At 60.3% G+C, this 14,807-nt stretch carries 10 protein-coding genes, 1 tRNA gene and 1 pseudogene; 4 read left to right on the forward strand and 8 right to left on the reverse strand.

The genetic code is table 11. The features are described from left to right. The first annotated feature begins 3 nt into the window (after positions 1-3). Both RRF64_RS13390 and RRF64_RS13395 read left to right on the forward strand, forming a co-directional pair. A complete protein-coding gene (locus RRF64_RS13390; RefSeq protein ID WP_323846395.1) occupies positions 4-1,902 on the forward strand; it encodes a CocE/NonD family hydrolase in 1,899 nt (632 codons plus the stop codon). Then, the gene (locus RRF64_RS13395; RefSeq protein WP_323846701.1) at positions 1,902-3,782 is read left to right on the forward strand and encodes a DUF885 domain-containing protein; all 1,881 of its coding nucleotides are present in this window, start codon (positions 1,902-1,904) and stop codon (positions 3,780-3,782) included. Before RRF64_RS13390 ends, RRF64_RS13395 begins: the two co-directional genes overlap by 1 nt. Positions 3,783-4,239: 457 nt before the next feature. Here RRF64_RS13395 and RRF64_RS13400 read toward each other — a convergent pair. The 8 genes and pseudogenes from RRF64_RS13400 to RRF64_RS13435 all read right to left on the reverse strand — a co-directional run bounded on the left by RRF64_RS13400 (position 4,240) and on the right by RRF64_RS13435 (position 13,357). Further along, positions 4,240-5,358 (reverse strand): annotated as a pseudogene (locus tag RRF64_RS13400) (IS3 family transposase). A 176-nt stretch (positions 5,359-5,534) separates the two neighbouring features. After that, complete coding sequence (locus tag RRF64_RS13405; RefSeq protein WP_323846396.1) at positions 5,535-6,299, reverse strand: hypothetical protein; 765 nt, start codon at positions 6,297-6,299, stop codon at positions 5,535-5,537. 367 nt (positions 6,300-6,666) lie between these two features. Then, a tRNA-Phe gene (locus tag RRF64_RS13410) sits at positions 6,667-6,742 on the reverse strand. Positions 6,743-6,855: 113 nt separating this feature from the next. Then, a complete protein-coding gene (locus RRF64_RS13415; RefSeq protein ID WP_323846397.1) occupies positions 6,856-7,140 on the reverse strand; it encodes an oxidative damage protection protein in 285 nt (94 codons plus the stop codon). A 112-nt stretch (positions 7,141-7,252) separates the two neighbouring features. Beyond that, complete coding sequence (gene mutY, locus RRF64_RS13420) at positions 7,253-8,359, reverse strand: A/G-specific adenine glycosylase (protein WP_323846398.1); 1,107 nt, start codon at positions 8,357-8,359, stop codon at positions 7,253-7,255. A 256-nt stretch (positions 8,360-8,615) separates the two neighbouring features. Next, positions 8,616-10,679, reverse strand: coding sequence for an AsmA family protein (locus tag RRF64_RS13425; RefSeq protein ID WP_323846399.1), 2,064 nt, complete (start codon positions 10,677-10,679; stop codon positions 8,616-8,618). A gap of 150 nt (positions 10,680-10,829) precedes the next feature. After that, a complete protein-coding gene (locus RRF64_RS13430) occupies positions 10,830-12,986 on the reverse strand; it encodes a TonB-dependent receptor (RefSeq protein ID WP_323846400.1) in 2,157 nt (718 codons plus the stop codon). A gap of 80 nt (positions 12,987-13,066) precedes the next feature. Then, the gene (locus RRF64_RS13435; RefSeq protein ID WP_323846401.1) at positions 13,067-13,357 is read right to left on the reverse strand and encodes a hypothetical protein; all 291 of its coding nucleotides are present in this window, start codon (positions 13,355-13,357) and stop codon (positions 13,067-13,069) included. A 127-nt stretch (positions 13,358-13,484) separates the two neighbouring features. Here RRF64_RS13435 and hisB point away from each other — a divergent pair, with 127 nt between their 5' ends. Together hisB and hisH are read left to right on the forward strand one after the other, a co-directional pair. Next, entirely contained in the window at positions 13,485-14,072 is a 588-nt protein-coding gene (gene hisB, locus RRF64_RS13440; protein ID WP_323846402.1) for an imidazoleglycerol-phosphate dehydratase HisB, read from the forward strand. After that, positions 14,072-14,728 carry an imidazole glycerol phosphate synthase subunit HisH gene (hisH, locus tag RRF64_RS13445; RefSeq protein ID WP_323846403.1) on the forward strand — a complete coding sequence of 219 codons (657 nt, stop codon included), beginning with the start codon at positions 14,072-14,074 and terminating at the stop codon, positions 14,726-14,728. The genes hisB and hisH overlap by 1 nt, the downstream gene beginning before the upstream one ends. Positions 14,729-14,807: the final 79 nt, after the last annotated feature.

Raw genomic sequence — 14,807 nt, forward strand, 5'->3', positions numbered from 1 at the left:
TTCATGCTGGAAGTAGCGCAGCAGGAAATAGAGAACCGCAACGCCTTTGTGGTGCAGCGCGATGTCATGGTGACCATGCGCGATGGAGTGCGCCTGGCGACGGATATTTATCGCCCGGTGCACGACGGTCAGGTGGTGACGGCGCCGCTGCCCGTCATCATGGAGCGCACGCCCTACAACAAGTCTGGAATTAGCCGCGCGGAAAAAAGCCTGCGTGAGCCCGATCCTATCACCCGCGCCGAACTCGCCGCATTTTTTGCCGGCCACGGCTATGTGGTGGTGATGCAGGATTGCCGCGGCCGCTACCAGTCCGAAGGAGTGTTTACCAAATATATCAACGAAGCCGAGGACGGTTACGACACGCTGTGCTGGCTGGTAGATCAGCCCTGGTGCAACGGTCACATCGGCACCATGGGACTGTCTTACGGTGCCCACACCCAGTGCGCGCTGGCGAGCCTGAATCCTCCCGGGCTGGCGTGCATGTTCATGGACTCCGGCGGCTTTTCCAGTGCGTTCCACGGTGGTATCCGCCGCGGCGGCGCCTACGAGCTAAAGCAGGCGACCTGGGCCTACCGTCACGCACTGGTTAGCCCGAAAACCCAGGCCGACCCACAGCGCAAAGCGGCGCTCGAGCGCGAAAATATCCACAAGTGGTTCTGCGAAATGCCCTGGCGCCCGGGGTACTCGCTGCTTCGCGCGGCGCCAGAGTACGAGGCATACCTGTTCGAGCTGTGGCAGCACGGCACACTGGACGAGTACTGGAAGCGCCCCGGGTTGTATGCAGAGGGGTACTACGACGAGTTTCCTGATGTGCCCACCGCTATCGTCGGCAGCTGGTACGACCCATACGTGGTCACCTGTTTAACGAATTATCTCGGTTTGTCTCAGCGCAAGCAGTCCCCGGTGCGCTTGCTGATGGGCCCCTGGACCCACGGCAACCGCTCGGTGACCCATGCTGGCGATGTCGATTTCGGCCCGCAGTCCACCCTGGACGGCAATATCGCCGAGGACTACCGCTGCATGCGGCTGGCCTGGTTCGATCGTTGGCTTAAGTGCGACGAGCAGGTACGGGATCCGTTTGCTGCGCCGGTAACTTATTTCCAAATGGGCGGTGGCAGCGGCGATCGCAATAGTGCCGGGCATCTGCAGCACGGCGGCTGCTGGCGTACCGCCGACACCTGGCCACCGGCACAGACCCAGCTGCTGGAATTCTACCTGAGTGCCAACGGTGACCTTTCGCAGGATGGCCAACAGGCGCAGACCTGTGTGCTCGAATACCGTTTCGACCCGCGGGATCCGGTGCCCACGTGCGGTGGCGCGCTCACCTCTGGCGAGCCGGTGATGTACGGCGGCGCCTTTGACCAGGACGCGGCACCGGGCCGGTTTGCCGCGGACGACAGTTTGCAGCTGCGGCTGGACCAGCGCGACGACGTACTGGTGTTCATGTCGGAGCCGCTGCGCGAAGACTTGATCGTTACCGGACCGGTCGCGGTGAAACTCTGGGTGTCCTCCGATTGCCCGGATACGGATTTCACCTTTAAGCTGATTGACCGCTATCCGCCCAATGCGGATTATCCGCAGGGCTACGCCATGAACATCACCGATGGTATTTTCCGCATGCGCTATCGCGAGGGTTGGGATCGCCAGGTGTTCATGCAGGAGGGAAGTGTTTATCCCGTTACCATAGAGGCGTTTGCCACCAGTAACCTGTTCCGCAAGGGTCACCGCGTGCGCGTGGATATTTCCAGTAGTAACTTTCCGCACTTCGATGTGAACCCAAATAGCGGTGATCCCGAGGGCGCGGTAGAAAACGTGCGGGTAGCGACAAACCGTATCCACCTGGGGCCAGAATATCCGTGCAGTATCCAGCTGCCGGTAGTTACACCATGCGACCCCGATTGATGAAGTCCGCACCCCGGCGCACACTACTCGCCGCCGCCGTCCTGATGTTGGCTGTCGGAAACTTGTGGTTGCCCGCTGTGGCAATTGCGCCACTGCAGGCAGCCGAAGCGCAGACGGCCGCGCACGACGAGGCACTGGTCGCACACACCAATCGGCTGTTCGAAGAGTTTTTCCAGCAGCGGTTGGCACGCAGCCCAGAGCAGCAGACATTTCTGGGAATCAAGAACGATTACGCTCACTGGGATGATCTCTCAGCCCCGTATCAGGCAGAGTCATTGGCGCTGTATCAGCGCCAACTGCAAATACTCAAAACCATAGACCCGCAGCGCTTGGATGACGCCACACGTCTAAGCCTGACTCTGGCGATGCACAGTCTCGAAACGGAGATCGAAGGCTACCGCTGGCGCCATCACAATTATTTTCTCAATACCATGTACGGTACCCGCTCGCGAGTGTCCACGGTACTGATCGTGCAGCACAGCATCGACACCCTGAGTGATGCCGATGCGTATATTGCGCGCATGCACGCACTACCGGAATATTTCGATCAGATTATCCAGCAGCTGGAGAGGAGGGCAGAACTCGGCATCATTGCGCCGCGTTTTGCCTTTGCCCATGCAATTCGTGATAGCGAAAACATGCTACACGGTGCTCCCTTCTCTCCGGGCAGCGATAGTCCGCTGCTGGCCGATTTTCGTGGCAAGGTTGACAAGCTCGACCTTTCGGCTGAACAAAAAAGCCGGCTGCTAAATCGGGCCGAGGATGTTCTTGCTTTCCGCGTTGCGCCCGCCTATCGCAAACTCATCGGCTATCTGCACTCACGTGCACCGCACGCCAAAGAGAATGGCGGGGCTTGGCAGTTTCCCGATGGCGACGACTATTACGGTTTCGCCCTGCGCCGCTTTACCACGACGGATTTGAGTGCCAGCGAAATCCACGAAATCGGCCTGCAGGAGACTGCGCGCATTCACCGCGCCATGCGGGCTGTAATGACCGAGATAAAATTCCCGGGGAACATGTCAGAGTTCTTCGCGTTCATGCGCAGCGATCCGCAGTTCTATTATCCGCAGACCGCTGAGGGGAGAGCACAATACATATCCGATGCCACTGCCCTGATCGGAGAAATGGAGGGGCGGTTGGATGAATTGTTTACCCGCAAGCCGCAGGCGCCTCTGGTGGTCAAGGCGGTGGAACCCTTTCGTGAAGCTTCTGCCGGCAAGGCGTTTTACCAGCGGGTCACCACAGATGGATCCCGCCCCGGTATTTTTTACGTAAATCTGCACAATATGCGGAGCATGCCGAAATACCAGATGGCGGCACTGGCCTATCATGAGGGCATTCCGGGGCATCATATGCAGCGGGCGCTGGCGCAGGAAATGCAGGGAATCCCCCGCTTCCGTCGTCAGGGAAATTACACCGCCTATACCGAAGGCTGGGGCCTATATGCTGAGTCACTGGCGGCGGAAATGGGTTTATACCAAGATCCCTATGCGGAATTTGGCCGTCTCGCCTCAGAGTTATGGCGGGCTGCGCGGCTTGTGGTGGACACCGGTATCCACCAAAAAAAGTGGAGCCGGCAACGAGCTGAGCAGTGGCTAAGTGAAAACACTCCGAATGCACCCGACGACATTGCTAAATCCGTAGAGCGCTACATCATCAATCCCGGACAGGCTACCGCGTACAAAGTAGGCATGCGCCAGATCCAGATGCTACGCGCAACCGCTCAAGCGACGCTGGGGGACCAATTCGACATGCGCGCCTTCCACGACATCGTGCTCACCAGCGGCGCGGTACCGCTTGACTTGCTCGAAGATCAGGTAAATTCGTGGATTAAAACGCGCGCTAACGATAGTACGAGCGATAAAGGCAGGTATCGTTAATACGGCTTCAATCGGCTTTATAAACCTAGTATTCGCCAAACCGCCCAATTTAGGCGTGTACTACTCCGCAAGTGGTCGCCTGATTGCGCTACTTGATACACTTCAGAGTCAATTTTTATTGGCCTTTTATCACTTGATCGGTGAAATGGTCGGCTTGAGCTATTTCGTTGTACGCGAAACCCGTGGCGGTTCAAAGTGTCAAATGACACGAGGAAAGAACTTCGGGTATTAAGACGACGATTTCAAGGCAACAGCCGTTTCGCTATGAGTAGTTCCGGACGTGCTCTCTAAGCAATTACTGGAGCCGTCGACATCCTTGAAATCATGTTCTATTGATGGCGAATGTAATGCGGCGCGCTTTGTGAAGAGCTAATTTACCCAATTAAGCTATGATCATCTGAAAACGTTCATTTGGATTTTATTTCATGTCACAGCTTACCTGACCTGCCCACATCTTTTAATCCAACCGCGACTTAGTAATGTCCTTGCTGGTTGATTCTTTCTCACTAGCTCGGAACGCTGCAGCAAACTCAGCCGGTGTCTGATAGTCCAGCGATGAGTGCGGTCGCTGCTCGTTGTAATCCTGGCGCCATATGCTGATCAGCTCCCGGGCATGTGCCAGGTCGCGGAACCAGTGCTCGTTGAAACACTCATCTCGAAACTTGCCGTTGAAGCTCTCGATGTAGCCATTCTGCGTCGGCTTTCCCGGCTGTATCAGCTTTAGTTCAACGCCGTTGTGGTATGCCCATTGGTCTCGTGAACTCCGGCCCCTGATCCGTCCTGATGGCCTTCGGGTAGCCACGAAACGCGGCAATGGCATCTAGCGTCCGCGCTACCTGTGGCCCCGATATGCCGTTGGCGACCGGGATGTCGAGGCACTCTTTAGTGAAGTCATCGACGATTGTCAGGCATTTGATGCGGCGGCCACTGGCCAGGGCATCCATTACGAAGTCCATCGACCAGGTATGGTTGGGTGCCCCAGGCAGTAGCAGGGGCTGCCGTTCAACCATAATCCCTTTGCGACGCCTACGCTTACGAACTCCCAGTCCCGCCTCGCTGTATAGCCGATAGACCTTCTTATGATTCACTTGCAGGCCCTCCCTGCGCAGCATCTGGTGCACTCTCCGATAGCCAAAGCGACGCCGCTCTAGCGCGATTGCCTTGATACGATCGGCCAACTCGGGAGTTTCGGTACTCCGGGGCTGGTATCGCATCGATGCGCGGGATAATCCGACGAGTGAGCAGGCCATGCGCTCCGAGATAGTCGTTTCCGACTGCATGGTACGCACGGCCTCGCGCTTGCTCCCGACGGTTAGTACTTTCGGTTGAGTGCAGCCTTGAGCGCTTCCTGATTGAGCATGGACTCCGCCAGCAGCTTCTTCAGGTTGGCATTCTCCTCTTCGAGTGCTTTGAGTCGCCGGGCCTCAGCCACCTCCAGACCACCGTATTTTTTGCGCCAAGTGTAGAAGGTGGCATCAGAGATGCTGTACTTGCGGCAGAGTTCCTTGACCGGGATGCCGGCCTCGGCCTCCTTCAGGATCGGGATGATCTGCTCTTCGGTGAATCGTTTCTTCATGTTCATCGTCCTCATTGGTGATGAACATTACTAGGTACCGGCTGGACTAGAAAGGGGGGAGCAGGTCACCTGGGGTGGAACAATAAAAGCGTTCAAAGGCTTGTGGGTCGTTATATGGAGGTTCCCGGTGTTGGGTCGAATTGCCGATATGAGAGTTTTGAATACCGGGCCAATCCCTAACTCTCGCGCGCTTCGCTCGTTTCACGAAGGCGGCGCAGAAGGTCTTTTACTGCGTTAGGCTTTTTGGGGTGGTACGTGGCGTCTACTTGCTTATATAGATGGTCATTGAAGATATGGATACTAACAATACGCTCTCTTGGGAAAGCCATATAGAAGTCTTTTGCGTCATCCGAATGCTCAGCTCCACTGCTAACCAGCTTGGCGACGGCTTCGTATCGAGTTGCCAGGACGAACTTTAGGCTCTTTTCTTTTCGGTAACCGCTATAGATCGGGAGAATAGAGATGTGGCTGTTCTCTGAGCTTGGCTCTCGGGATAGGGCGGGCATGCCAACGTATACCTTGCCTGTATCTAAGGAAACCGCAAGAGGCTTGAAATCAAGTTGGGCGCGAAGGTATACAGAATCAAAGTCGTTCTTGCGCCATTCGCGGATGATATTTTCAGCTTTCGCGTGCTTCTTGAATTTGTTGTATCCGTAGGCAAATAGGTATCCAAAGACAAGGGTCCACAAGGATAAGGCGACGGTATATTCAAATTCAGAAATCTTTATGCAGTAGTTGCTTGCAAAGGAGCAAGCCCACTCGGTTACTCGAAGAAGTATCAATGCAGGGAAGAGAAAAACGAGGCCGACAGTTAATGACGTTAGGTACAGGCGGTGTCCGGACTCTCGAATTACACGGAACTTGAGGGCGTAGCAATAAGTAGAAAAGCGATAGCCTGCCGCGGCTATTGCGATTAAGAGTAGGCCTGCGCTACCAGACATTAATTAAGTGCGCCGTGGGTGCTTATCTTTAGCTGTGAGGTCAGCGTCAAAAAGTTTACGGACGGCAATTTTGAATCTGGGGGAGCTTAAAGCTTTGTCCAGACGAAGTGCTGACACGCCATCACCGTGTATGTCGTAGTACTTCTCAAGCAGCTTAACGTCCCGAAGACGGTCATTAGATGACTTACGCATTTCAGGCTTCTTGGGCTCCATGTCCTCGTCCTTATTGTTGTCCTTGTCCCGGTAATTTTCCACTTTGGTTAGGCTACTTGCAATAGATTGTCATCTATTGTGCTTTGGTGTGACAGGAGTGTGACGGCAGCAGAAGCAAAAAAGGCCCGCAGTTGCTTGCAGGCCTTGTTTTGTATGGTGCCCAGAGGCGGAATCGAACCACCGACACGGGGATTTTCAATCCCCTGCTCTACCGACTGAGCTATCTGGGCTTCGCTATCTGCCGGGCTGTCCCCGGCGGCGAGGCGCGTATTAAACCTGCTCCCCGGAGCCGAGTCAAGCCTTTGATTGCTAAATAGTTTTCTTGTCAGTGAGTGCTTACTTTTTAGTCGTCTGTACCTTCTTCCGGCGGTACATAACCCTCTGCTTCGTCGTAACTCTCGCCGCTCAGAAACTTCTGCATCTGGTCCATCAGGTAGGCGCGGCTGGAGGGTTCCATCATGTTCAGGCGCTTCTCGTTGATCAGCATGGTCTGGTGTTCCATCCATTCCTGCCAGGCCTGCTTGGAGACGTGCTCGTAGATGTCCTGGCCCTTGGGGCCGGGGAAGGGCGGCGCGTTCAGGCCTTCCAGTTCCTGTTGATACTTGCGGCAGTAGACGGTTCTGGACATGGCTTTCTCCATTGTTGAGTCGGTTGTCCTTCTGTAGGAGCGGCCGTTGGCCGCGAACAGAGGTGGTTTTGTCCACAGACCGATCGCGGCCAACGGCCGCTCCTACAGGGGATCAGGAGGCTGGGGATTCGGCCAGCAGCGGTGCCTGCAGGGCCAGCAGTTGCTTGGCCAGTTTCACGACTGGAGCCGGCAGCCCCAGTTCCTGCGCCGCGCGGGGGCGGTTGAGTCGGCGCAGTTTATACCAGCCACCGCCAGTCTCTGCCACCTGTGCGGGGAGATTCTGCAGCTGCACCCACACCGGACTGATGTCGAAGTGGAAGTGGGTGAAGGTGTGGCGCATTGGCGGCAGCGTCTGGATCTGCTGCGCGTGCAGGTCGCGCACCGCCAGCCACTCCTGCGCACTGGCCTCGCCGCCGTCGTCCTCGTCCAGTTGCGGCGGACACCAGAGGCCGCCCCAGATGCCGCTGGGCGGGCGCTGTTCCAGGTAGATGTCACCGTCGTGCTCGAGCAACAGCATGGTGGCGCTGCGCACCGGCTTTTCCACACGGGGCTTCTTGCCGGGGTAGCCCTGTGGATTGCCCCGGGCGCGGGCCGCGCAGGCGTCGGCCAGCGGGCAGTCGCCGCAGCGGGGTTTGCTGCGGGTACAGACGGTGGCGCCCAGATCCATCATCGCCTGGGTGTAGTGGTTGCCGCGCTGATCGGGGGTATAGGTCTCGGCCAGCTGCCAGAGCCTGTTGGCCACGGCGGTCTGCCCGGGCCAGCCGGCGACGGCGTGCAGTCGGGCCAGCACCCGTTTGACGTTGCCGTCCAGGATCGGCGCCTTCAGGCCCATGCTGATACTGGCGATCGCGCCGGCGGTGGAGCGGCCGATACCGGGCAGGGCGGTCAGCGCTTCGACGTCGCGGGGAAATTCGCCGCAGTAATCACTTACTACAGTCTGCGCACACTTGTGCAGATTGCGCGCGCGGGCGTAGTAACCGAGTCCGCTCCAGTGGGCCAGCACGCGGTCCAGAGGCGCCTGTGCGAGGCTCGCCAGCGTGGGGAAGCTGGCCATAAAACGCTCGAAATAGGGGATCACCGCCGTGACCTGGGTCTGCTGCAGCATGATCTCCGACACCCACACCCGGTAGGGATTGATGTCCTGCTGCCAGGGCAGGTCCTTGCGCCCGTGCCGGTCGAACCAGGTCAGAACGGCTTGTTGGAATTGCTTGGGGGTCATGGGGTTTACTGCTGGTCTTGTGGAGTGGCGGTTTGTGACCGCCATGGATGGTGGAGTGCCGCCCAGCGGAAATGCAGATTTTGCAGGAGCAAAAATCTGCCGGCCGCGTTGCCGAGCTGGGGCTCGGCGCTCCCGGGGGCGGCCTTGTGGCCGCGTTGCCGGGCTGCGGCCTTCAGCGCGATTTGGGAAAACAGCTCCGCGTTCCCGGGGGCGGCCTTGCGGCCGCAATGCCGAGTTGGGGCTCGGCGCTCCCGGGCTAGTCGCGCTTGAACAGGCCCTTGAATTTCTCTTTCAGCTCGTCGACTTTTTTCTCCACCTTCTCGCCGTACTTCTTCTCGGCCTTGTGCTTGAGCTCTTCGCGCGCCAAGTCGTCGAGGCGGCGGCTGTCGGGCTTGCAGCTGTCGATGCCGGCGTCGGCAAAACTGTCCTTGCAGCGCAGCGGCAGCGGGCGGTTGCGCCAGCGGTCGTTCTTGACGGTGCAGCCGTCGGCGGAGGTACGCTCGCCGACCAGCGCTAATCCCAGGGCGAAGTCGAATTCCTGTTTGTCCAGATCGATCTCGCCGTCGCCGGTCATGGCGATATTCTCCACGCCCGCGAGCACCTCCTGAATCTTGGCCTTGTGGCCTTCGATGGCGATGTTCGCGCGCAGGTCCTGCAGGCGGGTGCTGGCGGGCCAGTCCCGTTCCGCCAGCGGAGTCTTCTCGGCGTAGCTGACCAGCTGGCACATGCCCTTTTCCAGATTGAAGGGCGCCAGGGACAGCTGGTCGCTGGACACTTGCACCGCCGCGCGCAGCTTTTCCCGCAGTTGCAGTGTGTCGCTGCCGCTGGTCTGCGCCGCCCAGTTGATGCTCGCCTTGCCGGACAGCTGCACCTTGTCGGACGGGAACAGCGCCTGCTGTACCTTGGAAATTTCCACATTGGCGAGGCCGCCGCTCAGCTCGGCCTCGGCGGACTGGCCGCGGGCGTTGAACTGGCCATTGCTGCTCAGCTCGCCGCCGTAGAGGTCGGCCGTCAGCTTCTGCAGCTGGTAGAGGCCATTGTCGATGGTCAGTTGCAGCTGCGGCCTGTCCATCTGCAGGTCGACCGCATTCAGCTGTTCGAGCGACAGATCCAGGTTGGCATTGAAGCCGCGCATCGCGGTCAGCGGCAGCGGCACGGGTTCCGCCGGCGCCGCGGGTGTTTCAGCTTGCGGCTTCTCGCCCTGGATTGAAGCCTCTCCGGCCTCGGGAGCCGGCGGCGGCAGATAGTCGTCCAGCACCAGCGCGCCGCCGCGCAGGGTCAGGTCCAGTCCCGGCATGTCGGCGTTGCGCAGCTGGGCGCTGCCGGCGAACACGGTGTCGTCCAGTTGCAGTTGCAGCGGCGTCAGGTCGAGTTTCTTGTCCGTGCCCTCGACGCTGGTTTCCAGGCTCAGCTTCTGCAGCACCGCGCCGCTCTGGGTGGCCAGTTCGGTACCGGTGACCGCGAGCCACGGGCGCAGGGGCTCCGCGTTGGCGTTGACGTTCATCTGGATCTGCCACGGCTGGTCGGCGGCGCGGCGGCGCACGTGGCCGCGCAGGTGGATGGTCGCCGCGGCCTCGCCACTGGAAAGGTCCAGTTGCAGCGGTTGCAGGCGCAGGCCGTTCAGGCCCTCATCCAGGGCCAGGGTGCTATCGAGGTCGATGGCAACCGGCTGCTTGAGGGCGCTGCCGCTCACCAGCGCGCTCGCCTGGACCAGGCCCGGTTCGCCGCCGGGCACCAGGTTGTCGGCGGCCATCCGCAGCTGTTCCACCGCGTACTCGGTGTTGTTGCTGGCATCGCGGTAGCTCAGGCGGCCGTCCTCGATGCGCAGCTTTTCCAGGGTCAGGTGCAGGTCCTGCTCGGCCTGCTCTGCGGGGACTTCCAGTTTGGGCGGTTGCCGTTCCTCCCGCTTTTTCTGCGCCTCCATGGCCTCCGTGAGCAGTTCCCAGTTGCCGCGGCCCTGCGCATCGACAGTCAGGTCGATCTGTGGCGCCATCAGGACGATTTCCTGGGCCTCGATGCGTTTCTTCAAAAGCGGCATCAGGGCCACGCCGATGGAAATGGACTCGGCGCGCACCAGTGGCTGTTCCGGCTGCGGCAATGGGGCCAGCTGCACACCCTGTAGTTTCAGCGCGATATTCGGCCACAGCTGCCAGCCGATATCGCCGTCGAGTTTGAGGGCGATGCCCTGCCTGGCCGCCAGCTGTTCCAGTTGCGGCTTGTACTTGTTGACGTCGAGACCCGCCAGCAGCCAGGCGACGCCGCCGGCGAGCAGCAGGAAGACGACAAGAAGGGCGACAAAGGTGCGCTTTAACCAGGCCATGGAGGATGAGTCTCTGTTTTATGTGTAGGAGCGGCGGGGCGGATGGCCGCCCCGCCGCTCCTACCGGAAAGTTATCCGGGTATTGTAGGAGATTCGGCCCCCGCCCGGATGGGCGGAGGCACTCGGTGGGCTAATTGAAGCAGTAAAGGGTCAGAAAATAAACCGCACGCCCGCTTCGACGCTGCGGCCCATCTCCGGGGCGAAGTCGCGCAGCAGGGAAGTGGAGTGACGGATCTCTTCGTCCAGCAGGTTGCGAGCGCTGGCGAACAGCACGGCATCGTTACCGGCCACTTTCAGGTTGTAGCGGGCGGTCAGGTCCATGCGTGTGTAGCCTTCGGTTTCCTCTTCAAAGGCACCGGCGCGTTCCTGAGCGGAAGCCTTGGTGGTGCGCCATTCCCAGTTCCACTGGTCGTAGCTTCCGCCCAGGGCCAGGCCAACACGCAGCGGCGGCATACGCGGTACGTCGCGGCTGTATGCGCGGCCCTCGCCCTCTTCGTGCTCATGCTCGTGCTCGCCTTCTTCTTCGTCGTGATGCAGCTCCAGATCGCTGGTGAAGTTGGCGCGCACGCTGTCACCGAACAGCTCCACGTAATGGCCGCCGGCGAAGGGGAAGCGCACCGAGGCCTCGGCGCCGTAAAACACCGCATCGCGGTTGTTGTAGGCATAGACCGGCAGTTCTTCCTCGAGGTTTTCTTCGCCGGTGTTGGCAGCGTAGATGTAGTCCGTCACGTGGTTGTAGAACAGGTTGGCTTCCACCCGCGCCGCATGCCAGCCACTGGCTTCCTCGTTGTGGTGGTGATAACCCAGTTCCAGGTTGAAGGATTTCTCTTTGTCGAGATCCTCTTCGCCCTCGATGTAGCGGGCTTCGGCCAGGTGGGCGCCGTCGGCAAACAGTTCTTCCGCTACCGGCGCGCGCTCGGCGTGGGTAGCGCCGAAGCTCAGGTGCTGGTGCTCGGCGAGGAAGTATTGCAGCGTGCTGCTCACGCCCAGCAGGTTGAAGTCGCGGCTGGCGGCAATCTCAGGCTCTACCTCAACGCGTTCCACGCGGCCGCCCAGATCCAGGTGCCAGGCGCCCCAGGTGCGTTCTTTCATAGCAAACAGGCCGGCAGCGCGGGTGTTGCTGGGCTGGATGAATGCCTCGTCGCCGACCGCGGCAAAGTCCTTGTCGGACAGCTGCAGGCCGTAGGCGCCACGCCACTCGCCGCCGGCATCGTGGGTCAGCTCGACGCGGCTCTCCCAGGCTTCATTGGTGAAGCGGGTGCCGGGTTCGCCCTCTTCCAGCTCAACATGCTCGTAGTCGTTGTGGCCGACACGCACGCTGAGTTTGTCCCAGTAGTTGTCGTCGAAGCGATGTTCACCCTTGAGGTCATAGCGGGTCTGGGCGAGGTCGATACGCACGGCTTCCTGGCCGTGTTCTTCCACGTGATCTTCGCCGGCGAGCGCTTCATCTTCGTGCTCTTGCTCGTGCTCATGGTGGTGCTCGTGCGTGCCGAGGGGAATGCCGTAGTTATTCTCCAGGCGATTGACGGAGAGTCCGATAAAGCCGCTGTCGGTTACCCAGGACAGGCCGGCGCTGCCGCTCTTGGCGCGGGCGTTGGTGTTCCCCACGTAGCCGTCGGTGTTGAACTCCTCTTCTTCGTGTTCCTCTTCCTCATGCTCACCGTGCTCGAGAATCGCCAGACCCGGGATCTGGGTGTTGCCGTTCTCGCGGTATACCCCGTCCAGGTACCAAGCCACCTGGCCCGCGCCGCCGTCCAGGCGGAATACGCCGGCATCCTGGTCATTGGCGGTGTCGTGGCGCATTTCCACGGCGCCCTCGACTTCTTCCGGCACGCGCGTAGGGATGCGGCCGTCGATCACGTTGACCACGCCGCCGATGGCGCCGCTGCCGTAGCGCAGCGCCGCGGGGCCGCGCAGAATCTCGATGCGCTCGGCCAGCAGGGGTTCAATGCTGGCGGCGTGATCGGAACTGGTATTGGAGGCATCGGCCACATCCAGGTTGTCGCTCAGCACCTTGACCCGGTTGGCGCTCTGGCCGCGGATCACCGGCAGGCCGACGCCGCCACCGAAGGAGGCATTGGCGACACCCAGTTCGCTGTTGAGGGTCTGACCGAGAGTGCCGGCGGCCTCCTGGCGCAGCGCATCGCCGGACAGCACGGACACCGGTGCGGCCACAGCGTCGGCGGGTTTTTCCAGGGGGGAAACGGTTACGTTGACCTCTTCCAGGCGCTCTGACTGGGCCTGAACAGAAACAGAAACGGTCAGCGCGCCGGCTACGGCCAGCGCGAGTTTATTGCGGTTATTCACGGTTTTTTTACCTGTCACAGTGGCGCGCGCACTGCTTTTCGCAGCGGCGAAACGCCGAAACTCAAGATCGGATCGGTTTTTTATTTGTGTGGCAGGTAAGCCGGGGGACCGCGGGCGTTTTGGCGCTCGGGCTGGCAGTCGCGCGGAACCGGCGCGGACTGGATGCTGTAGAGTACCGCCGGCGCCGGCTGGGCGAACTGGAAGTCGCTGCCGAGGGCGGCGGGCATATGGTTGAAACACAGGTCACACAGCTCCACCTGGCCGTCGTTCAGGTGGATGTGCTCCGCCCACAGCGGCTGGGCTGCGAGCAGTGCAAGCAGCAGCAACAGGCTGGCCCAGAAGCGGGATCTTTGGCGGGAGTGATTGACCATGGGCTGTATGATATTGGCTTCCGCTTACGAATCAAGTTTCATCTGTCACTATCCGGTCACAGGGGGCGCCATTCGTCCTATAATTCGCGCCTCCTGTCTAATCGCCCGAAAGAAGGACTTTCCCTCCATGCGCAAGGCCAGCGTCAACCGCGACACCCTGGAAACCAAGATCGCTGTCAGCGTCAATCTGGACGGCGACGGCCGCGGCCAGTTCGATACCGGGGTGCCCTTCCTCGAGCATATGCTCGACCAGATCGCCCGCCACGGCATGATCGATCTGGATATCAGCTGCGACGGCGATGTGCATATCGACGATCACCACACGGTGGAGGACATCGGCATCACCCTCGGCAAGGCGATCAGCGAGGCGCTCGGCGACAAGAAGGGCATGACCCGCTACGGCCACGCCTATGTACCCCTGGACGAGGCGCTCTCAAGGGTGGTGATCGATTTCTCCGGCCGTCCCGGCCTGGTGATGAACGTGCCCTTCACCCAGAAGCGCATCGGCAATTTCGATACCGAACTCTTCTATGAATTCTTCCAGGGCTTCGTGAATCACGCCCTGGTGACCCTGCATATCGATTGCCTGCGCGGTCACAACGCCCACCACCAGGTGGAGACGGTGTTCAAGGCCTTCGGCCGCGCGCTGCGCATGGCGCTGACGCCGGACCCGCGCATGGCGGGTACCATGCCGTCCACCAAGGGCGTGCTCTGATGCCCGCTTCGAGGAAAAAAATCGCGGTACTCGACTACGGCATGGGCAATCTGCACTCGGTGGCCAGCGCCCTGCACAAGGTCGCGCCCGGTGAGGAAGTCGTGCTCGCGACTACGCCAGCGCAGGCACAGGGCGCCGACCGCCTGCTGGTGCCGGGCGTGGGTGCCATCCGCGACTGCATGGCGGGCTTTGTCGAGGCCGGCTTTGGCCCCTTGCTGAAAGATGCCATCGACTCCGGCCTGCCGGTGCTCGGCATCTGCGTCGGCATGCAGATCATGATGCGCCGCAGCGAGGAGAACAACGGCGTCGACTGCCTGGATATCTTTCCGCAGCCGGTGAAATTCTTCGGCAACGATTTGCACGAAGACGGCTCGAGGTTAAAGGTTCCCCATATGGGCTGGAACCGCGTCGCGCAAAAACGGGCGCATCCGCTGTGGCGCGATATCGAGGACGGCGGCCGTTTCTATTTCGTGCACAGCTACTATGTGCCGGCCGACGACAACGCGGATATCGCCGGGCAGACACGGTACGGCGTATCGCTCGCCGCCGCGGTGTCCCGGGAGAATATTTTCGCGACCCAGTTTCACCCGGAAAAGAGCGCCGATGCCGGCCTGCAGCTGCTGAAGAACTTCGTCGCCTGGAACGGCAAAATCTGAGCATTACTCTGTAGGAGAGGCCGTTGGCCGCGATCGATGTTCGCTACGCAGCAAAAATCGATCGCGGCCACTGGCGGAT

It is taken from the genome of Microbulbifer magnicolonia, from assembly GCF_035117725.1.
GTDB lineage: Bacteria > Pseudomonadota > Gammaproteobacteria > Pseudomonadales > Cellvibrionaceae > Microbulbifer > Microbulbifer magnicolonia.

What these genes read in the sequence shown, in the direction of transcription:
- RRF64_RS13390 (WP_323846395.1), top strand. Translation starts at nt 4, where the DNA reads ATGCTGGAAGTAGCGCAGCAGGAAATAGAGAACCGCAACGCCTTTGTG.
- RRF64_RS13395 (WP_323846701.1), top strand. Translation starts at nt 1,902, where the DNA reads ATGAAGTCCGCACCCCGGCGCACACTACTCGCCGCCGCCGTCCTGATG.
- RRF64_RS13405 (WP_323846396.1), bottom strand. Translation starts at nt 6,299, where the DNA reads ATGTCTGGTAGCGCAGGCCTACTCTTAATCGCAATAGCCGCGGCAGGC.
- RRF64_RS13415 (WP_323846397.1), bottom strand. Translation starts at nt 7,140, where the DNA reads ATGTCCAGAACCGTCTACTGCCGCAAGTATCAACAGGAACTGGAAGGC.
- mutY (WP_323846398.1), bottom strand. Translation starts at nt 8,359, where the DNA reads ATGACCCCCAAGCAATTCCAACAAGCCGTTCTGACCTGGTTCGACCGG.
- RRF64_RS13425 (WP_323846399.1), bottom strand. Translation starts at nt 10,679, where the DNA reads ATGGCCTGGTTAAAGCGCACCTTTGTCGCCCTTCTTGTCGTCTTCCTG.
- RRF64_RS13435 (WP_323846401.1), bottom strand. Translation starts at nt 13,357, where the DNA reads ATGGTCAATCACTCCCGCCAAAGATCCCGCTTCTGGGCCAGCCTGTTG.
- hisB (WP_323846402.1), top strand. Translation starts at nt 13,485, where the DNA reads ATGCGCAAGGCCAGCGTCAACCGCGACACCCTGGAAACCAAGATCGCT.
- hisH (WP_323846403.1), top strand. Translation starts at nt 14,072, where the DNA reads ATGCCCGCTTCGAGGAAAAAAATCGCGGTACTCGACTACGGCATGGGC.